18 protein-coding genes and 1 pseudogene are annotated in these 17,820 nt (G+C 65.5%); 9 read left to right on the top strand and 10 right to left on the bottom strand.

Annotated features, from left to right (window positions below):
• Window positions 1-618 precede the first annotated feature (618 nt).
• Window positions 619-1,104: a DUF1810 domain-containing protein gene (locus H1Q64_RS23480; RefSeq protein ID WP_237906963.1), complete on the top strand. Its 486-nt coding sequence runs from the start codon at window positions 619-621 to the stop codon at window positions 1,102-1,104.
• A 307-nt stretch (window positions 1,105-1,411) separates the two neighbouring features.
• Complete coding sequence (locus H1Q64_RS23475) at window positions 1,412-2,002, top strand: IMPACT family protein (protein WP_200487477.1); 591 nt, start codon at window positions 1,412-1,414, stop codon at window positions 2,000-2,002.
• 63 nt (window positions 2,003-2,065) lie between these two features.
• Here H1Q64_RS23475 and H1Q64_RS23470 read toward each other — a convergent pair whose 3' ends face one another.
• From H1Q64_RS23470 to H1Q64_RS23460, 3 genes and pseudogenes are all read right to left on the bottom strand, one after another.
• On the bottom strand, window positions 2,066-2,482 hold the full coding sequence (locus tag H1Q64_RS23470; RefSeq protein ID WP_237906962.1) for a nuclear transport factor 2 family protein: 417 nt from the start codon (window positions 2,480-2,482) through the stop codon (window positions 2,066-2,068).
• A 101-nt stretch (window positions 2,483-2,583) separates the two neighbouring features.
• The gene (locus tag H1Q64_RS23465; protein WP_237906961.1) at window positions 2,584-3,429 is read right to left on the bottom strand and encodes a helix-turn-helix domain-containing protein; all 846 of its coding nucleotides are present in this window, start codon (window positions 3,427-3,429) and stop codon (window positions 2,584-2,586) included.
• A gap of 539 nt (window positions 3,430-3,968) precedes the next feature.
• Window positions 3,969-4,077 (bottom strand): annotated as a pseudogene (locus H1Q64_RS23460) (IS5/IS1182 family transposase); the annotation flags it as partial.
• Window positions 4,078-4,360: 283 nt separating this feature from the next.
• Here H1Q64_RS23460 and H1Q64_RS23455 point away from each other — a divergent pair.
• On the top strand, window positions 4,361-4,939 hold the full coding sequence (locus H1Q64_RS23455) for a TetR/AcrR family transcriptional regulator (RefSeq protein ID WP_237906960.1): 579 nt from the start codon (window positions 4,361-4,363) through the stop codon (window positions 4,937-4,939).
• A 137-nt stretch (window positions 4,940-5,076) separates the two neighbouring features.
• Window positions 5,077-5,565, top strand: a complete 489-nt coding sequence (locus H1Q64_RS23450; RefSeq protein WP_237906959.1) for a hypothetical protein — start codon at window positions 5,077-5,079, stop codon at window positions 5,563-5,565.
• Between the two features lie 346 nt (window positions 5,566-5,911).
• Here H1Q64_RS23450 and H1Q64_RS23445 read toward each other — a convergent pair whose 3' ends face one another.
• The 5 genes from H1Q64_RS23445 to H1Q64_RS23425 form a co-directional block, all read right to left on the bottom strand.
• On the bottom strand, window positions 5,912-6,442 hold the full coding sequence (locus H1Q64_RS23445) for a VOC family protein (protein WP_237906958.1): 531 nt from the start codon (window positions 6,440-6,442) through the stop codon (window positions 5,912-5,914).
• A 117-nt stretch (window positions 6,443-6,559) separates the two neighbouring features.
• Window positions 6,560-7,408 carry an alpha/beta fold hydrolase gene (locus H1Q64_RS23440; protein WP_237906957.1) on the bottom strand — a complete coding sequence of 283 codons (849 nt, stop codon included), beginning with the start codon at window positions 7,406-7,408 and terminating at the stop codon, window positions 6,560-6,562.
• Window positions 7,409-7,458: 50 nt separating this feature from the next.
• Window positions 7,459-8,283, bottom strand: a complete 825-nt coding sequence (locus H1Q64_RS23435) for an oxidoreductase (RefSeq protein ID WP_237906956.1) — start codon at window positions 8,281-8,283, stop codon at window positions 7,459-7,461.
• A gap of 21 nt (window positions 8,284-8,304) precedes the next feature.
• Window positions 8,305-9,180, bottom strand: a complete 876-nt coding sequence (locus tag H1Q64_RS23430) for an NAD(P)-dependent oxidoreductase (RefSeq protein WP_237906955.1) — start codon at window positions 9,178-9,180, stop codon at window positions 8,305-8,307.
• Window positions 9,181-9,445: 265 nt separating this feature from the next.
• Window positions 9,446-9,745 (bottom strand): EthD family reductase, encoded by a 300-nt coding sequence (locus tag H1Q64_RS23425; RefSeq protein WP_237906954.1) that lies wholly within the window; start codon window positions 9,743-9,745, stop codon window positions 9,446-9,448.
• A 268-nt stretch (window positions 9,746-10,013) separates the two neighbouring features.
• Here H1Q64_RS23425 and H1Q64_RS23420 point away from each other — a divergent pair, with 268 nt between their 5' ends.
• Window positions 10,014-10,874 carry a LysR family transcriptional regulator gene (locus H1Q64_RS23420; protein WP_237906953.1) on the top strand — a complete coding sequence of 287 codons (861 nt, stop codon included), beginning with the start codon at window positions 10,014-10,016 and terminating at the stop codon, window positions 10,872-10,874.
• 340 nt (window positions 10,875-11,214) lie between these two features.
• Here the strand turns inward: H1Q64_RS23420 and H1Q64_RS23415 are convergent, their stop codons facing one another.
• Entirely contained in the window at window positions 11,215-11,499 is a 285-nt protein-coding gene (locus H1Q64_RS23415; protein ID WP_237906952.1) for a hypothetical protein, read from the bottom strand.
• 225 nt (window positions 11,500-11,724) lie between these two features.
• On the bottom strand, window positions 11,725-12,807 hold the full coding sequence (locus H1Q64_RS23410; protein WP_237906951.1) for a LacI family DNA-binding transcriptional regulator: 1,083 nt from the start codon (window positions 12,805-12,807) through the stop codon (window positions 11,725-11,727).
• A gap of 209 nt (window positions 12,808-13,016) precedes the next feature.
• Between H1Q64_RS23410 and H1Q64_RS23405 the strand changes: the two genes are divergently transcribed.
• Genes H1Q64_RS23405 through H1Q64_RS23390 form a run of 4 tightly spaced genes read left to right on the top strand, consistent with a single transcriptional unit; the run spans window position 13,017 to window position 17,746 of the window.
• A complete protein-coding gene (locus H1Q64_RS23405) occupies window positions 13,017-14,861 on the top strand; it encodes a glycoside hydrolase family 2 protein (protein WP_237906950.1) in 1,845 nt (614 codons plus the stop codon).
• 14 nt (window positions 14,862-14,875) lie between these two features.
• Complete coding sequence (locus tag H1Q64_RS23400) at window positions 14,876-15,859, top strand: TRAP transporter substrate-binding protein (protein ID WP_237906949.1); 984 nt, start codon at window positions 14,876-14,878, stop codon at window positions 15,857-15,859.
• Window positions 15,860-15,905: 46 nt separating this feature from the next.
• Complete coding sequence (locus tag H1Q64_RS23395) at window positions 15,906-16,415, top strand: TRAP transporter small permease (RefSeq protein ID WP_237906948.1); 510 nt, start codon at window positions 15,906-15,908, stop codon at window positions 16,413-16,415.
• Window positions 16,416-16,444: 29 nt separating this feature from the next.
• On the top strand, window positions 16,445-17,746 hold the full coding sequence (locus tag H1Q64_RS23390; protein WP_237906947.1) for a TRAP transporter large permease: 1,302 nt from the start codon (window positions 16,445-16,447) through the stop codon (window positions 17,744-17,746).
• The last annotated feature ends 74 nt before the right edge of the window (window positions 17,747-17,820 follow it).

The raw sequence follows: 17,820 nt of genomic DNA, 5'->3' as shown, positions 1-17,820 counted from the left end.
TGAACTTAAGCTCAGCTACGCATTATCGTCCCCCTGCTCAGTGGCGAAAGCGGTAGCTTAGGCGCCCTGTGCTGGAACCGCTCGGTTCTGGCGCGTCGTGAAAACGAGCCTTCCATGCAACGGCTGGCGCCGGCCACGCAACCGAATGCCGGGTTTATGCAACCGGATGCGCCAAACCGACAACCAGACGGCCGCTTTATGCAACAGGCGCCCGGTTCCATGCGTGATCCTGCTGTGCCGCAATCGGACGGATGTTGTGAAAGGGCGGGGATATGATTTCAGTGCCTTTGACAGTTTACCGTGATGGGGACAGTAAACTGTGGGGGAGATTCCGTTTCATCCAACTCCCGGCTCCGGGGGATCGAATTAACATTACGGATGATCGTGGTCGCGTACAGCGGCTTCGCGTTATGCATGTGGCTCATGAACCATTGCGTGAAGACGTGGCGGACGTAGGTGACCGTGATCTTGCGTGGGTCCATGCCGAGTGGCTGGAAGAGTTCTACTGACCGGCAACGCTGTCGCGAAAAGGCGGAATGTTGACTGGGGCAAGTCGTCCACCAGGTATCAGATCACCGGAGCGACGATCCTGCGGACTCCTCAGTCGGGAGGGCTAGAATGCAACTGGACGATCCCTTCAATCTCCAACGGTTCGTGACCGCACAGGAGCCGGTGTTCACGACAGTGCTCGACGAATTGCAGGACGGGCGCAAGCGGAGCCATTGGATGTGGTTCATTTTTCCGCAACTGCGCGGCCTCGGCCGCTCGGCAACCGCTGAGTTCTACGGCATCGCCTCCCTCGACGAGGCGCGCGCCTATCTGGAGCATCCGACGCTCGGCCCACGATTGGAAGCCGCGACGCGGGCCGTTCTGGCGATCCGGGGGCGATCACTTCATGAGATCTTCGGCTCTCCAGACGACATGAAGTTCCACTCCTGCATGACCCTGTTCGCCTTGGCTGCGAAGGAGTCCGTTCCCCTTTACCGTGAGGCGCTTGCGCTCTGCTTCGATGGCCGAATGGACAAGGCGACGCTAACAGCATTGGGGAGTCCCGGGGCGGGCGGGCGGCCGCGCCCGCCGTTTGAGGGCGAGCGTAAGTCCTGATGTGTCAGGATTTACGCTCGATAGTATGAAAGGGGACCATGGGGGAGGCGCCCAGCATGATGGCCGAGGCGGTCGCCACCACCGCATTTGCGGTCGATTGGCTGGAGCGGCGCTACGGTTGAGCCCACGCTCATCGGCAGACTTGCTGATGGCGGTCATGGATGGAGGGGCACAGCTCCGTCATTGCCGGTTTCGTTGCAGATATCGTTGCGCCGACGTCGCAATCCCCCCATGGAATGAATAAATTCCATCGGCCCCGGGCCGGGGCGGCTTCTGGCCCATGCAGGAATGATCGTGGCAAAAGGTAATGTTCACACTTAAACGGAAAGAGCAATTCGAGCAGGAGATCAAGAAGAGCCGCTTTTTGGCCTCGGCGGGTCCGGTCACGACCGAAGAGGAGGCACGTGGCTTTATCGCTGCTTGCAGCCAACGGGATGCGGGCCACAACTGCTGGGCCTTCCGGATCGGCGACCTCTACCGGTCCAGCGATGATGGTGAACCGGGAGGAACGGCGGGACGCCCGATTCTTCAGGCCATAGACGGCCAGAAGCTGGATCGGGTGGCGCTGGTGGTCAGCCGCTGGTTCGGTGGCGTTCTTCTCGGTGCGGGCGGGTTGGTGCGTGCCTACGGCGGCACCGCAGCGGCGTGTCTCCATGCCGCTGAACGTCAGCCGATCATCCGCTTTGCAGCCTTGGCCGTCACGTGCGCCTTCGCCGACGAGGCCAGGATCAGGTCGGGGCTTGGCGCCTTCCCAGCAGCCTCTGCCGAGACCAACGGCTTCACGCCCCAAGGCGTGCAACTCCAAATCAAGGTTCCTTGCGGGCAGCTGGACGATGTCGTTTGCATGATCACGGATGCTTCTCGCGGTCAAGCCAAGGTCCAAAAGTCGCCCGGATAGCGAATGAGAATCCGTCCGGCGAATGCCGGTCCTATCACCGCGCTCCGTTGGGCAACCGGGCCGTTAGGGCTCGGACGGGCGGCAAGCCGCCTCCAGGGCCGCCTCATCGTCGCAACGCTCCTCGAAGCGGCGGATTCGGCTGTCCTGCAGCACCCACCGGTGTTCGGTCGTCACCGCCACCGGCTTCCCGGTGACCTTGCTGACGGCCTCAACGAGGTTGTGCGTGACGACTTGGTCTCCGTCCCTTGCGATGTCCCGCATCTCGTGCTTGGTGATCGTCCATGCCTGGGCCAACCCCTGGAAATAGCGCTGGACACCATCCAGGCCGTGGAAGTTGCCGGAAAAGGCCGCAAGGGCCGGGGACCGGCCGCAGGATATCCACTCGACGTCGGGCGCGAGATGCTCGAACAGCGGCGCCACATCGCCCACGGCATAGCGGTCGTACAGGTTGCGAAGCAACTCGATGTCGGTCTGCGCCATGTCGCATCTCCGCCCATCATGGGATGGTCCGCCATGATAGGGCCGGGTCCCGTGCGCCATGCCGGCGCAAAGGCGGTGCCTCTGTCGGGCGGAGCTGCTCCTCACAACCGGGCGAGGGCCTGCCGCATGATCTCCGCTGTGGCGAGGTCGGCCGGGAAGAAAGCCTCAATGGCCAGTTCGGACAAGGTGACGTCCACCGCCGTTCCAAACACCGTCGTGGTGCTGAAGAAGCTGAGCGTCCCGCTTTCCGTCCTGAGCCGCAGAGGAACAACCACGCCATCATGCGACGACAGCGGCTCGCTCCGGCTGTGCGGAGCCTGCCCGTCGGGCACCGGGTAGCCCTTCAACTCGCCGAACAGCGCGGCCAGCACAGGATCGGCGCTGACGTCGATCTGCCGGATCAGCCGGTGCAGAATGTGCGCCCGCCACTGGGCGAAGTTCTCGATCCGCGGTGCCAGCCCGGAGGGGTGAAGGCTGAGGCGCAGCACGTTTACCGGAGGCTGGAGAAGATCCGGCGCGGCGCCGGTGAGCAGCGGAGCGACCGCCCGGTTGGCCGCAACCAGCGTCCAGTGCCGATCCACGGCCAACGCCGGGTGAGGCTCGTGCCCGGTCAGCACGAGATCGACCGCCTGACGGGCGGCCTGCATCTCCGGATCGCCCAGCCGGTGTTCGGAAAAGACCGGCGCGAAGCCCGCGGCGGCGAGCAGCGCGTTGCGGTCGCGCAGCGGAATGTCCATCCGCTCCGCCAAATGGAGCAGCATGGTCCGGCTGGGCTGCGAGCGCCCGGTTTCCAAGAAGCTGACGTGCCGGGTCGAGATGTCGGCTTCGCAGGCGAGGTCGAGTTGGCTCAAGCCACGCCGCTTGCGCCACGCGCGCAGCAACTCGCCGACCGGCTGGTGCGGCACGGTCCTCGGGGTCGGTCGGTGCCGGGTGGCTGTTTGCGGCATTGTTCCGGCCTCCGGTCCGGTGTTGTCGTTGTTTTGCGCTCCACATGATACCAGCGCTGCCGATCATGCATCCAGAAAGGTCAGCAGGTCGCGGTTGAAGCGGTCCATATGCGTCAGGAACAGACCGTGCGGCGCCCCCTCGTAGACGGTCAGCGTCGCGTTCGGCATCAGCTCGGCGGTTTTCCTTCCGGTGATGCCAAGCGGGCTGGAGACATCCAAATCGCCGTGGATCAGCAGGGTCGGCACGGTGATGTCCCGAAGCTCCCGCCGGAAGTCGGTGGACGTCGTCGCCCGGTGGCAGTCCAGAAGCGCCTTCATCGAGGCTTGCAAGGCCATCGATTTCACCCACGCCATCATGCCGGGCGAACTGTCCGCCGTCATGAAGGGGCGAATGTTTTCCTCCAGCCATGCCGGAAAGTCCCGCATCAGCCAATCCGAGCGGAAGGTTTCGAAGACGGCGGGATCGATTCCGTCGGGGTTGTCATCGGTGCGGGAAAGCGTCGGAGTCACCGTGCCAACCAGAACCGTGCGGGAAACGCGGCGGCTGCCGCGCCGGCGCAGCCCCGCTTCATATGAGGACCAATTCGTCACCGTGAACCGCATCTTGGGGATGCGGTGGCGACGGGCAGCATTGTGCTTGAAGGGCATGACGGGCGTAGTGGTCAGGGCAACGGGGCCGCCCTTCTACTCGGCGCGTTCGCCCCCGCCAACCGGTCCGGCTCGCCTCCGTGCACCAACACTGGGGCCATGGTCGACGGCATCAGCACTATCCGTGCAACAGCCGACGTGGGGAGCAGGTTTGCGTCTCATCCCGCTACCATAGTTGGTGCACCTCCGGCTCGCCACATCCACGGTTTATGTGACGATACCCGTTGATATGCGGGCATCAAGTTTGCGTTGACGAACTCCCTACTAGTTGGTAGATAAAGATATGGGGAACACATCGACCAGAGCCGACGACATCCTAAGCTGTGCGCGCTCCCTGATCGCCAGGGGCGGCTACAACAGCTTCAGCTACGCCGACATTTCCAAGGTCGTCGGCATCCGCACCGCGAGCATCCACCACCATTTCCCCGGCAAGGCGGATCTGGTCCGCGTGCTGGTTGTGCAATACCGGCGGGAGGTCGAGGCCGGGCTTGCCGAGCTGGAGCGGAACGTCGCCGATCCGCTCGAACAGCTTCGCGCCTATCTCGGCTACTGGGAGGGGTGCTTCGCCGACACGACCGACCCGTTCTGCGTCTGCGCGCTCCTGGCGGGAGAGACTCCGGTGCTTCCCGAAGCGGTCACTCTCGAAGTGCGGGCGCATTTCCGCAAGCTCGCAGACTGGCTCACCTCCGTCTTTGAGCGAGGTGCCGCACAAGGCCGTCTCCGGCTGGTCGGAACCGCCAGGAGCGATGCCGAACTGTTCATGGCTGGCGTGCATGGCGCGATGCTATCCGCTCGCGCCTATGACGACGCCACGACCTTCGGAGCGATAGCCCGTCCTTTGCTGCAGCGAATCGTCGCTTGAAGCCGGCACTTCGCCGGGAGAATGAACGCATGCCTGTTTCACCTATCGACTGATAGGTAGATATGGCGGCCTAAGACGGCGTTGCCGAATTGCCTGCTTTGCCGCTCTGTCCCACTGGATAAGGAAGGAAATCCCTCATGTTCGGAATCTCTCCGCTTGGCTGGGCCCATACGCTCGGCAGCCTGCCGGCCATTCCCATGGCTTTCTATATGTTTGCCCGCCATGGCCGGATCGTTCCCCGGTCCAAAGCGGGCGCCGTCTATCTCGTTTCCATGCTGATCGGCGCTTCGACGGTCTTCCTCGTGGCGCATCAGCCGGTCAGCAACGTCATCGGCGCCGTGACGATCCTCCTCCTGCTTGCGGGCTATGGGGTCAAGGGAATTCTCGGGGCGGGGCGCTCGGCCGAATACATCGAGATCGTTTGTCTGAGCGTGAGCGCGTTTCTTCTGATGGTGCCGACCGTTAGCGAAATCCTGCGCCGTTTTCCGGACGGCCACCCTTTGGTGACCGACCTGAAGTCGCCGCTGCTCCTTGGCGCCCAGGGTGGCTTGGCGGTTATCCTGGTGGTCGGCCTGACCGCCCAGCTCCTCCATTTGGCAAGGCGGGGTAGGGCGGCCGCGAAGTAGCAGGCCAACGGAAAACCCGGTCGCCCCGTGAGGAGGCTCGAGCTCTCGATGTCCGCGGATCAACGGGTATTCAACGCAAGGCGGTAAAGCGTGGTTGGGTAGCGGCGGGCTCCTTCCTGGCCTCGCCCACGGTAATGTGACGATGTCCTGCCGAGATTGTTTCGATGACGGGACGGGCAGCGAGACGCCAGCCAGGAGCCGAACCGCATGCCCGGGCGTCGGAGGTTCGGACTGCTTCGCCGACACCGGCTTATCGGAGGTCCTCCTTGGTTCGGCGGGCGCGTCCTGTCGCCGGCGCCGGATTCCCTAATCCCGCACGACGCTGTTCTGTCCGATCGTGCTCTGCTCAGTCCTCGTCCTGCCACCTGCGCAGATCCGTCTGGTCATGATAGGGCATACGGTCCGGCGTGGTGATGAATTCTATCGTCGTGCCCCAGGGCATGCGGCAGTAGCAGACCTTGTTTCCAGGACCTTTCTCGGTTCCATAGGGAATAGCGCGCGGCGCGGTGAGGGGGGTGCCTCCAGCCTTCTCGAAGCGCTCGACCGATGCGTCGATGTCGTCGGTGTAGAGAGCGAAGTGCGTGATGCCGAAGTCGCTCGCCCGGATCGGCTGGGCTTGCTCGGGGCCGTGCATTTCGAAGAGCTCGATATCGGGTCCGGTTCCGATCTTGACCATCGCCTGCGCACGCACGACCGTTCCGGGGAAAGCGCCGACGGCCCGCTCGAATTCGGGTCCCTGCCGCGGTGGATCCTGCGGCCCGAAGGATTGGTAGATCACTTGGCCGCCAAAGGCTTCCACCAGGAACGATTTTGCCGCTTCAATGTCGGGCACCGTAATGCCGATATGATTGACGCCGCGAATGAGGGGTGCGGTCATGACAGTCTCCTTGATTTTGTCGATCCATCGCGACCGCTTCGGGTGCAATTTGCCCGCAGCGTCGCGATCCGTCCGGCCCGCGACGGCGCGGGCGCAGAGTTTCAGCTGGTCTTAGTTTCAGTTGGCCTTGAGGAAATCGATCAGAGCGGCCGCGACTTCATTGGGCCGCTCATCCGCGACATAGTGGCTGCACCGCGCGATCGAGCCACCTGTCACGTTCCTGGCAAACTCTTTGAGCATCGGCACCATCTGCGCACCAAACCGCTGGTCCCCACCCAGACCGAGCACCGGTATCCCGAGGGGGTGCTTCTTGTACTCGAGAGCCGCCGCATGATCGGCGGCGAGGGTGCGATACCATTCCATGCCGCCGCGCGTGCGGCCAGGAAGAGCCATCGCCTTCGCGTAAATCTCGATGTCCGCCGGATTGAAGGTGCCGTGATCGTAGAAACGCTCTGCCATGAAGGTCGAAACATAGTCGTATTCACGGCCATGGATCAGGCGCTCGGGTAGATCCCGGTTCATATGGAAGCTGAAGTGCCAGAGCCCCGCGGTCGTCGCCTCCCATCCGGTCCAGCCGGGAAGCGGAACGTCGAGGACGGCCAGGTGGGTGACAGCCTCCCGGTGGATGGCGGCCTGCGGCAAGGCGACCATTCCGCCGATGTCATGTCCGCACACGGCGTAGCGTTCATGCCCAAGGGCAATCATGACCTCGTGCGCGTCGCGCGCCATCGTTGCCTTGTCATAGCCGTCGAGCGGGCAGTCGGAAAAGCCCGCGCCGCGCAGATCCATGGCCACCACGCTGACATGCTCGGCCAGAAGCGGCATCACATTGTGCCATTCCCACCATGTTTCCGGCCAGCCGTGAAGCAGAAGGATCGGCGGGCCCGAGCCTCCCGTGACAGCGTTGATCTTGATGCCATTCACCGGCACCAGCTGCTGGGTAAACCCCTTCAAGGTTGCGATCATGATCGCTTTCCAATCGATGTTGACGTTTAAACAAAGCTCGCGGCCAGCGCTCAGGGCTGATCGAAATCGGTGGCGATCGAGACGTCGCGCCAAGCGTCGATATCGCGGCGGAACGCAGCCAGCTTTCGCTCGGCGATCGCGTGCGCGATGGGGCCGAGTGGCAGATGAAGCGGGGCGTCATCGGCGTCGACCGCCTGCAGGATCACCGTGATCGCCTTGTCGGGATCGCCCGCCTGATTGCCGTTGTTGGTTTCGCGATAGTGCTTGCGCGAGCTCGCGGCGTACTCCGGCATCTCGTTGGCCGCCATCCTGATCGAACGGCCAAGGAAATCGGTGCGAAACGGCCCAGGCTCGACGATCAGCACGCGGATGCCGAACGGCTCCAGCTCGCTGGCGAGCGCTTCGGAAATCCCTTCCACGGCGAACTTGGCGGCGTTGTAATAACCTCCGCCGCCGCTGCCTGCGATGCCGGCGCCGGACGACATGGTGACGATCGTTCCGCCCGAATGTCGCAGGACGGGCAGGGCGGCTCTGGTGGTTTCGATCAGACCGAAGACGTTCACCTCGAACATCGGCCGATATTCTTCGGGCGTGCCTTCCTCGATCGCGCCGAACAGTCCGTAGCCGGCGTTGTTCACGAGCACGTCGAACCCGCCAAACGTCTCGACCGCCTTTGCGACCGCAGCCTTGGCTGCCGCCGCATCCGTCACGTCCAGCGGCAAGGTGATCATGCGGCCACCGAAAGGCTCGGCCATGTCATCGATCGTTTTGACATCGCGGGCCGTCGCGATGACCTGATCACCGCGTTGTGCCGCGGCGAGCGCGAGGCGCTGTCCGAAGCCGCTTGAGCAGCCGGTGATGAGCCAAGTCTTCATTGTTTTTTCTCCAAGTTGCTTTCAAACGACAGCCAAGCTGTCGCCGCCGCGAACCGTCATGTCGGCCATGATCGACCAATCCTTCTTCCCGAAGCCCGCCGAGACAGCTTTGCCGAGCCCCTCGCGGACCGCTTCGAGCATCGGGAGTGTGCGTCCGATCTCGTTGCTGGCCTCAGTCGCGAGACGCATGTCCTTGAGCGCGAGCTCGGCTTTGAAACCCGGCTCGAATGACCGTTCCGTGATCTGCACGCTGTAGCTCTCATAGGCGCGACCCGAGAAAAGGGTGCCCAGGATGAGTTCAAAGAAATCCGCACGGTCGAGGCCGACGCTCTCGGTCAGCACGACACTCTCGGCCATCGCCTCGATAGCCATGGCGATCATCATATTGCAGGCGAGCTTCGCCGCATTCGCCCGAGCAGGGTCCTCCCCCAACTTCCAGACCTTTTTGCTGAGCGGAGCGAGCAGCGGCTCGACCGCGGCAACGGCATCGGCCTTCCCGGCCGCCAGGATGTTGAGCTGGCCACTCGCCGCCACGTTCGGTCGCCCGAGGACCGGTGCGGACACATAGCCAAGGCCTGCCTCTTCGTGCAGCAGCTCCAGTTCCCGCGCGAAGGCGACCGAGATCGTCGATGTGACAACATGGGTCAGCCCTGGTTGCGCGCTTGCCAGAAGGCCGGCATCGAGGATCACCTCCCGAATGGCAGGGTCGTCGGATAGCATCGTGAAGACTGCGTCAGCCTGGAATGCATCCGCCGCGAGCTTGACCAGCGTTACCCCGGGAACGCTGTCCTGAGCGACCTTGCTACGGTTCCAGGCCCGCACGTCATGGCCTGCTTTCACGAGGTTCAGGGCCATTGCCGAGCCCATATTGCCGAGACCGACAAACCCGATCTGCATGTTCTATCTCCTGTTGTTCCGATGAGAGCTGTGCGCGGGATCGGACGCAGGCTGCCAGGCGATCGTGAGGCCGAGACCTGCGCCGACGAGTTGGCGGGTGGCGATGCAGAGGAGAGCCACAATGAAGACGTGAGCACGTTGGCCAGCATCGGTGCACGCCCCGCTGAGCGCATCGAGGGCACCGCCGATCGCGGCGACGCGCCGGGGCGCAGACAGACCTGGAGAAATCAGTGGCCCCGGCAATCGACAGGCACCGCTGTGCCGCTCAGAGTGGCTTCACGATGCTGCGCTGCGGTTTGACGGCGGTGACGATGTCGACGTCAGCCATGACCTGGGCGGTCTCCGGCGAATTGAGCGCCGCTTCCATGGCGGCCTCGTCACGGAAGTTGACGACCCCAACCGCGATTAGCCCGGCACCATCACCTTGCGGGAAGAACCCGCCGGCGCTGACCAGCCCATAACGTCCCCAGCTTTCCCGCACGAGCGGGAAGTGCACGTTGATCCAATGGTCGCGGTCGAACGGCGTTTCCTCATCGCCCGCATAGGTCACCAGCATCGTGATCATCGTCGAAGTCCTCATTTGCGAGTATCGAGGTGAGCCGCCGCGTTCCGCGACCCCTCAGGAAAATCCTCTCTGTTCCGTCCGGACGAGCTTTCCTTGGGCCCCACAGCCAGGGTCACGATTCCTTCACCCAAGCGGCGGCCCGCATGGATCCAGCGCATCCACAGAAGGACGCGCTCCCCCAGACCATGGTGGCAATCTAGGCATTTAGTTTTGTTCGATAAGTGACATAACTGTACTCTCGGCGTTCAGTTTTGTGTGGGTGGTTGTGGTGGAATGGAGTGACGTCAGAGTCTTTCTCGCGATTGCGCGAACCGGCACGCTCGGCGCCGCCGCGCGTTCTCTTCAGACAAGTCATCCGACCGTCGGCCGGCGCCTCCGCGCACTTGAGCAGGCGATCGGTCACACGCTCTTCCAGCGCACCGCGGACGGTCTTGTTCTGACCGAAGAGGGCCACGGGATCATCGCGTTGGCGGAGCAGATGGAGGAAAGCGCGCTGGCGATGGAGCGCCGGCTTGCGGGGCAGGAGCAGAACCTCAAAGGCAGTCTGCGCATTTCATCCGCGGACTGGTTCGGGGCCTATGTCTTGCCTCCCATCCTTGCGGATTTCTCCAAAGCCTACCCCAATGTCGACGTCGAGATCTTGACCGGCACGCGCCTGTTCAATCTCGCCCAGCGGGAGGCCGACGTCGCTTTCCGTATCGTTCCGTTCGACACCGCTGACGTTGTTCAGCGTCGGCTCTTCCGCCTTGAGTACGGCGTTTACATCGCGGAAGAGGCGCAGGAGCCGAAATATGGCGATGGGACCGGTTTCCGGCTGATCACCCACGACACGTCCACCGGCCATTTCCCTGACATCGCGTGGCTCATCGAGAGTTTCCCCAACGCGAGGCCGGTCCTGCGATCGAACAACCGGAACGTCCAGGGGCGCATGTGCAGGCAAGGCGTCGGAATCGCCGTCCTGCCTCGCGTGGTCGGCAATCAGATCCCGGGTATTCGCCGACTGGACCTGCCGACGCCGCCGCCGGCGCGAGACATCTGGATGGGATATCACCGGGACCTACGGCGTCTTCAGCGTCTTCGTGCGTTCATCTCGACCGTATCAAGCCATCTCGTGAATGCGACCGCATGATGTGCGGCCCGGAGATGATTCAAGGTTGCCCGAGAAACTCCAAGATCGCTGCAGTCGTCTCGGTTCCGTCAGGTGTCGCGCCATACCTGAGTCGACGATGCCGAAAGTCTGGCGGCGGGCGCCGTGAACTACGCGAGGCCGATCATATCGCGCAGAGCAGAGACTCTTTGGACATGGATCGCCCGTCGTGCGCCGCGGAGACGTGCTGGTTGCGCCGGGTCGCCAGGCGTAGGAAGTTGCGCACCTCGTCGTGGGTTCGGCGGAACCGGTATGAGTGCTGTCGCGAAAGGGCGCAAAAGGGGCGCAGGAGCGCGGCGCAGCTCACGTTCCTGCCGCGTTTTCATATCCCTGACAATTTGCGCACTTTCGTATAGTGCCCCCAGTTTTCAGGGTTGTGAAGGCTGGGGGAAAGTTCGGCAGCTTGACCATGCAGCGGCACGATGTTCGGCTCGATGGCTGCGAGAAAGCGATCGAATTCCGGCGCGGTCAGGTTGGCGAAGCACTTGCCCAGAGTCTTCGGATGGTTGCCCAGGCGGACGGCATGCTTGGCATAGTGCCTGATCGTGCCGGGCGCGTAGCGGCGCGCTTCCAGGAACAGAACGAAGTCGCGGATCTCGGACACCACGGCGCCGGTGTCGTCAAAGGCCGTCCAACTGACCGAACCCGCCGCGTCGTTGACAGACCCAGGGTAAGCCTGTCAGCGACGTGCCTCAAAGGCGCATCGGGATCACGATATTTTCCATAAGGCATCTTATGGAATTTTTGCGCCAATGAAAACCAAGCGCCGTATCAAAGCGCAAGCCTAGCATCAGTGCAACCGCTCGCCGGCTTGCGGGGGTCGGCGTTCAGATCACCTGCCCGAGACCGGTGCCGTCTCACCCGGCAGGCGGCGGTTGCGGATGGTCAGCTGGTGGGTCAGGAGCAGCGGAGCCGGCCGCTCCTCCCCGTCCCAGAGCCGGTGCAGCATGCCCATGATGGCCGGACCGAAATGGTCGGACGGCACACGGACCGAGTTCAGCCAGTCGGCGATCCAGGGGTTGATCGGGTTGTCGTCGAACCCGAAGAAGGCCACGTCGCCCGGCACCTCCAGCCCAGCCTCCCGCGCGCGGCGGAAAGCGCCATAGGCCAGCAAGTCGCTCAGGCAGACGATCACCGGCGGGCGGTCCGGCCGCTCCAGCATCGTTCCCATGGCGTGGTAGCCGGCCACGATGTGATCCAGCCCCGGCCCAGTGGCGCAGGGAATGGCCGCCGTGTCCACCCCCGCCTGGGCCAGCCGGTCGAACAGCCCGAGCAGGCGCCAGTGACCGGCGGTGCGGTCCAGCGAGGCGTGGAGGACGCCGATGTGGCGCACCCCGCGGTTCAGCAGTCGCTCGGCGATCTCCGCCCCGGCACCGGCGTTGTCGAGCCCGACATAGGGCGAGGACGGGTCGCCGGGGTCCGGGCGGTTCACGAAGACCAGCGTGTCGCCGGCGGCCCGCGCCTCGTCCAGCGCCGGGCTGTCCACCGCACCCACCAGAATCATCGCGCGGACGAGCTGGGCGCGCATTTCGCGGATGTACTCGTCCTGCACGTCGGCGCGCTCGTGCGTGTCGCACAGCGACATCACCAGCCCCTCCCCGCGCAGCGACCATTCGATGGACGAGGCGATGGCGGCCATGGAGGGGTTGGCGAGATTCGCGGCCAGGACGCCGACGATGCGGCTCTCCCGGCGGCGCAGCGCCCGCCCGACGCTGCCCGGCCGGTAGCCCAGCTCGCGGATCGCCGCCCTCACCCGCTCCGCAGTCTCCTCCGTCGCCTTGTTGGCGACGCCGTTGATGACGCGCGAGGCGGTGGCGACCGACACCCCGGCGCGGGCCGCCACCTGGGCGAGCGACGGGGCGGGCGACGCACGCCCCGTGCGCGAGGCGCGGTTGCGGTCGGATGGCGGGGGCATCGGCACCTCGGTCTGCGCAAGAGGGTTGGCGTGGGGCGGCGGCGTGAAAACCGGTTGCGTAGAGATGCACGCGCGCCTATTGTTTCGACAAGGGTAATCGATTTCCCTCCGCCATGATATCGGTAACGACGTCGGCGGACGGACGAATTGCCCACCCTCGCCCCTTCGACAAAGCGGGCGCGGAAAAAAAGACGAGGGAGAGGACGCTCATGACAGCCGAAGGCGCCGACCGCGCCACGGTCGTTGACCCTTACGACCATCTTCATGACGAGACGTACGCCGACGCCTTCGCCCGTAGGCGGGTGGGCGCCGCGGCCCTGGTGACCGTCGCCGGGCGCGCCGTCGAGTCGCTGGATGGGGACTGGCGCTTCGCCATCGACCCCCACGACGAGGGGCTGCGCCAGGGATGGTACGCCGACGAGCCGGTGCCGGCCTCGGAATGGACCGCCCCGCGCGATTACGACGACGGCGCGTGGCAGACCGCCCCGGTTCCCGCCTGCTGGAACATGCTGCACCCGGAGTGGCGGCATTACGAGGGCGGCGCCTGGTACACGCGGACGCTGGACCTCACACCCGGCGAGGCCGGGGAGCGCACCGTCCTGCACATCGGCGCCGCCGCTTACGAGGCGCGCGTCTTCCTGAACGGCCAGTTCCTGGGCGCGCACCGCGGCGCCTCGACGCCCTTCTGCGTCGAGCTGACCGGGCATCTGCGCCCCGGCCCGAACCGCCTCCAGATCCAGGTCGACAACGCGCGCCGGACCGACCGGGTGCCGATGCGCCACACGGACTGGTTCAACTACGGCGGCCTCTACCGCTCCGTCACGCTGCTGCGCCTGCCCGCGCTGTTCATCCGGGACTTCGGCGTGGCGCTGGTGCCGGGCAGCGGCTTCGGCCGCGTCGCCGTGGACGTCACCCTGTCCGATCCGGTGGACGGAACGGCGACCGTCGCCATCGACGGGCTGCTGCCGCCCTCCCCTCTTCCCGTCATCGCCGGACGAGGACAGGTGGAGTTCGACCTCGCCCCGGAGCTGTGGTCGCCGGACTCGCCGCGCCTCTACGGCGTCACCCTGCGCTTCGGCGCCGACTCCGTGTCGGATCGCGTCGGCTTCCGCGAGATCGCCGTGGCGGACGAGCGCATCCTTCTCAACGGGCGCGACATCACTCTGCGCGGTGTTTCCGTCCATGAGGACGACCTGTTGCTCGGCAAGACCAGCGACGAGGCGGACATCCGCCGCCGGTTTGCCGACGCCAAGGCGCTGGGCTGCAATTTCCTCCGCCTTGCCCATTACCCGCACGACCCGCGGGCGGCGGCCATCGCCGACGAGGTCGGGCTGATGCTGTGGTCGGAGATTCCCGTCTACTGGGCCATCGACTTCGCCAACCCCGACACCTACGAGGATGCCGCGAACCAGCTTGCCGAGCTGATCGCCCGCGACCGCAACCGGGCCAGCACGATCCTGTGGGGCGTCGGCAACGAGAACGCCGACACCGACGCCCGCCTGTCCTTCATGGCGCGGCTGGCCGCACTGGCCCGCCAGCTGGACCCGACGCGGCTGGTGACCGCGGCCTGCCTGATCGACCGCGAGCGCTTCGCCATCGCCGACCGGCTGGCCGACCATCTCGACGTGATCGGCCTCAACGAATATTTCGGCTGGTACGAGCCCTCCTTCGACGGGCTGCGCCGGCTGCTCGCCAACTCCGCCCCCGGCAAGCCGGTGATCATCTCCGAGTTCGGCGCCGACGCGGTGGCGGGCTTGCGCGGCGGCCCGCGCGAGCTCTTCACCGAAGACTGCCAGGAGGCGGTCTACCGCGAGCAGCTCGCCATCCTCGCCACCGCCCCCTACGTGCGCGGGATGACGCCCTGGGTTCTCTACGACTTCCGCACCGAGCGGCGGCAGACCGCCTTCCAGCGCGGCTGGAACCGCAAGGGGCTGATCGCCGAGGACAAGACCACCCGCAAGCGCGCCTTCGCCGTCCTTGCGGACCATTACCGGGCGATGGCCGACGCCGAGGCGCCCGCATCGCCGCGCACCGATACAGCCAAATCACGATAACCGGAGGAACCGTCATGTTCGCGTTGAACCGTCGTCACGCCGCCCTTCTCGCCGCTGCTGTTCTGGGCCTCACCCTCGCCGGGCCGGCCGCCGCCAAGACCACGCTGCGCCTCGGCCACGGGCTGGCCAAGGGTCACCCGGTGGACGTCTCGCTGGACGAGTTCGCCAAGCTGGTGCGCGAGCGCAGCAAGGGCGATCTGGACATCAAGGTGTTTCCCGCCGGCCAGCTCGGCCAGCAGCGCGAACTGATCGAGCAGATGCAGAACGGCGCGCTCGACCTCGTGCACGCCAACGCCTCGCCGCTCGCCGCCTTCGAGCCGAGCTTCGGCGTCTACGACATGCCCTTCCTGTTCCGCGACAGCGACCATTTCTTCAAGGTGGTCGACGGCGCGGTGGGCGACGAGATCCTGGCCTCCAGCCGCGCCAAGGCCTTCGTCGGCCTCGCCTACTACGACAACGGCACGCGCAGCTTCTACGCCAACAAGCCGTTGGCCAAGCCGGAGGATTTGAAGGGCCTGAAGGTCCGCGTCCAGCCCGGCCCGATCGCCACCCGCATGATCAACCTGCTGGGCGCCACCGCCACCCCGCTGGCCTGGGGCGAGGTCTACACGGCCCTGCAGTCCGGCGTCGTCGACGGGGCGGAGAACAACGTGACCGCTCTGACCCTGGCCCGCCACGGCGAGGTGATGAAGGTCTACACCCGCGACGAGCACACTCGCGTGCCCGATGTGGTGCTGGTCGCCACCGCGACGCTGGACCGTCTGAAGCCGGAGCAGCAGGAGCTTCTGCGCCAGGCGGCCCGCGACAGCGCCAAGGCCCACAACGCCCGCTGGACGGCCGAACTGGAGAAGGCCGAGGGCGAGGCCGTGAAAATGGGCGTGAAGTTCGTGGACGCCGACAAGGCGGCCTACCGTCAGGTGGTGCAGCCCATGTACGACGACCTGAAGGCCACCCCGGCGCTGGCCACGCTCGCCGACCGCATCCAGGCGGTCAAGTAAGCCCCCGCCCCGCCCGCTCGCCGCGTCGAAACAGAGGAGCGCCCCCATGCTGGCCACCATCCACCGCACGCTCGACCGCTTCGTGCTCGCCATCACGATCCCGCTGACGGTCGCCATGCTGGGCTGCGTGGTGTGGCAGGTCGTCGCCCGCTACGCGCTCAACGTCTCGACGTCGGCGACGGACGAGATCGCCCGCTTCGCCTTCATCTGGGTCAGCCTGCTCGGCTCGGCCTATGTGCTGGGCAAGCGCGGGCACATCGCCATCACCGGGCTGGTGGATCTTCTGCCGGCCCGGCCGCGGTGCGGCGTCGAGATCGCCATCGCGGCGCTGGTCGCGCTGTTCACGGTGACGATCCTGTGCGGCGGCGGCTGGCTGCTGGTGGACAAGGCGCGCACGCTCGGCCAGGTCACGCCGGCGCTCCAGCTGCCGATGTGGGTGGTCTACGCCGTGATCCCGCTCTCCGGCGTGCTGACCCTGATCTATATGGTCATCGCCCTGATGGAGAGCCTGCGCGAAGGGCCGGGCGTGACCAGCCACGCCGTCTCGCTCGACTGACGCCCCCCTTCCGTCGCGGAAACGCAGCCATGGATTTCTCCCCCGCCCTCGTCCTCAGCGCCGCCTTCGTCGCCCTTCTGGCCTTCGGCGTGCCCATCTCCTACGCGACCGGGCTCGCCTCGATCACGGCGCTGCTGACCATCATGCCGCCGCTGCCGGCGATCTCGGTGACGGCGCAGCGCATCGCCACCGGCCTGGACAGCTTCGCGCTGCTGGCGATCCCCTTCTTCTTCATGGCCGGCTCGATCATGAACCGGGGCGGCATCGCCCGCCGCCTGATCGACTGCGCCAAGGTCTTTGTCGGCTGGATGCCCGGACCACTGGCGCAGATCACCATCCTCGCCAACATGATGTTCGGCTGCGTGTCGGGGTCGGCGGTGGCCGCCGCCTCGGCCATCGGCGGCACCATGCAGCCGTCGATGGACAAGGCCGGCTACGACCGCAGCTACACCGCGGCGGTCAACATCTCCTCCTGCATCACCGGTCTGCTGATCCCGCCGTCGGGCGCCTTCATCGTCTATTCGCTGGTGTCGGGCGGCACCTCCATCGCGGCGCTGTTCGTCGCCGGCTACCTGCCGGGCATCCTGCTCGGCCTGTCGGTGATGATCCCGGCCTGGATCATGGCGAAGAAGCGCGGCTACGCCCGCCTGCCTTCCCCCACCCTGTCCCAGTCCTCGCGCGCGCTGCTGTCCGCCCTGCCCAGCCTGGGGCTGATCATCGTGGTGATCGGCGGCATCGTCGGCGGCGTCTTCACCGCGACGGAGGGATCGGCCATCGCCGTCGTCTACGCGCTCGCCCTGGCGCTCGCCTACCGGGAGCTGTCGATGGACGACATCATGCAGATCCTGGTGGACACCATCGTGGCGACGGCGGTGGTGGCGCTGATGGTCGGCACCTCCATGGCGATGGCCTACGTGATGTCGCTGGCCGAGATCCCGCAGATCATCGGCGACTGGGTGCAGTCGGTGTCCGGCAACTGGATCATCGCGCTGCTGCTGGTCAACATCGTGCTGCTGCTGATGGGCACCTTCCTGGACATCACGCCGGGCATCCTGATCTTCACGCCGATCTTCCTGCCGGTGCTGGTGGAGCTGGGGGTGGACCCGGTGCATTTCGGGGTGATCCTGGTGTTCAACCTGTCGCTCGGCATCGTCTCGCCGCCGACCGGCAGCGCCCTGTTCATCGGCTGCGCCGTGGCGCGCGTGTCGATCGAGCAGGTGATCCGGCCGCTGATCCCCCTCTTCGCCTGGAGCACCGCGGCGCTGCTGGTGGTCACCTACGTCCCCGGCCTGTCGCTCTGGCTGCCCAGCCTCTTCGGCCTCATCAAGTAAGCGGGACGCAAGCCGGGTCCTGCCCCCAGGAGCCGGCTCCCCACAAACCTCAGGTCTCATGACTTCAGGAGTTC

The sequence above is a fragment of the Azospirillum brasilense genome, from assembly GCF_022023855.1.
Taxonomy (GTDB): domain Bacteria; phylum Pseudomonadota; class Alphaproteobacteria; order Azospirillales; family Azospirillaceae; genus Azospirillum; species Azospirillum brasilense_F.
This window is presented reverse-complemented; position numbering and strand designations above follow the sequence as displayed.

Excerpts from the sequence above, each read along its gene's own strand:
- H1Q64_RS23480 (WP_237906963.1), top strand. The coding sequence starts at position 619 with ATGCAACTGGACGATCCCTTCAATCTCCAACGGTTCGTGACCGCACAG.
- H1Q64_RS23475 (WP_200487477.1), top strand. The coding sequence starts at position 1,412 with ATGTTCACACTTAAACGGAAAGAGCAATTCGAGCAGGAGATCAAGAAG.
- H1Q64_RS23470 (WP_237906962.1), bottom strand. The coding sequence starts at position 2,482 with ATGGCGCAGACCGACATCGAGTTGCTTCGCAACCTGTACGACCGCTAT.
- H1Q64_RS23465 (WP_237906961.1), bottom strand. The coding sequence starts at position 3,429 with ATGCCGCAAACAGCCACCCGGCACCGACCGACCCCGAGGACCGTGCCG.
- H1Q64_RS23455 (WP_237906960.1), top strand. The coding sequence starts at position 4,361 with ATGGGGAACACATCGACCAGAGCCGACGACATCCTAAGCTGTGCGCGC.
- H1Q64_RS23450 (WP_237906959.1), top strand. The coding sequence starts at position 5,077 with ATGTTCGGAATCTCTCCGCTTGGCTGGGCCCATACGCTCGGCAGCCTG.
- H1Q64_RS23445 (WP_237906958.1), bottom strand. The coding sequence starts at position 6,442 with ATGACCGCACCCCTCATTCGCGGCGTCAATCATATCGGCATTACGGTG.
- H1Q64_RS23440 (WP_237906957.1), bottom strand. The coding sequence starts at position 7,408 with ATGATCGCAACCTTGAAGGGGTTTACCCAGCAGCTGGTGCCGGTGAAT.
- H1Q64_RS23435 (WP_237906956.1), bottom strand. The coding sequence starts at position 8,283 with ATGAAGACTTGGCTCATCACCGGCTGCTCAAGCGGCTTCGGACAGCGC.
- H1Q64_RS23430 (WP_237906955.1), bottom strand. The coding sequence starts at position 9,180 with ATGCAGATCGGGTTTGTCGGTCTCGGCAATATGGGCTCGGCAATGGCC.
- H1Q64_RS23425 (WP_237906954.1), bottom strand. The coding sequence starts at position 9,745 with ATGATCACGATGCTGGTGACCTATGCGGGCGATGAGGAAACGCCGTTC.
- H1Q64_RS23410 (WP_237906951.1), bottom strand. The coding sequence starts at position 12,807 with ATGCCCCCGCCATCCGACCGCAACCGCGCCTCGCGCACGGGGCGTGCG.
- H1Q64_RS23405 (WP_237906950.1), top strand. The coding sequence starts at position 13,017 with ATGACAGCCGAAGGCGCCGACCGCGCCACGGTCGTTGACCCTTACGAC.
- H1Q64_RS23400 (WP_237906949.1), top strand. The coding sequence starts at position 14,876 with ATGTTCGCGTTGAACCGTCGTCACGCCGCCCTTCTCGCCGCTGCTGTT.
- H1Q64_RS23395 (WP_237906948.1), top strand. The coding sequence starts at position 15,906 with ATGCTGGCCACCATCCACCGCACGCTCGACCGCTTCGTGCTCGCCATC.
- H1Q64_RS23390 (WP_237906947.1), top strand. The coding sequence starts at position 16,445 with ATGGATTTCTCCCCCGCCCTCGTCCTCAGCGCCGCCTTCGTCGCCCTT.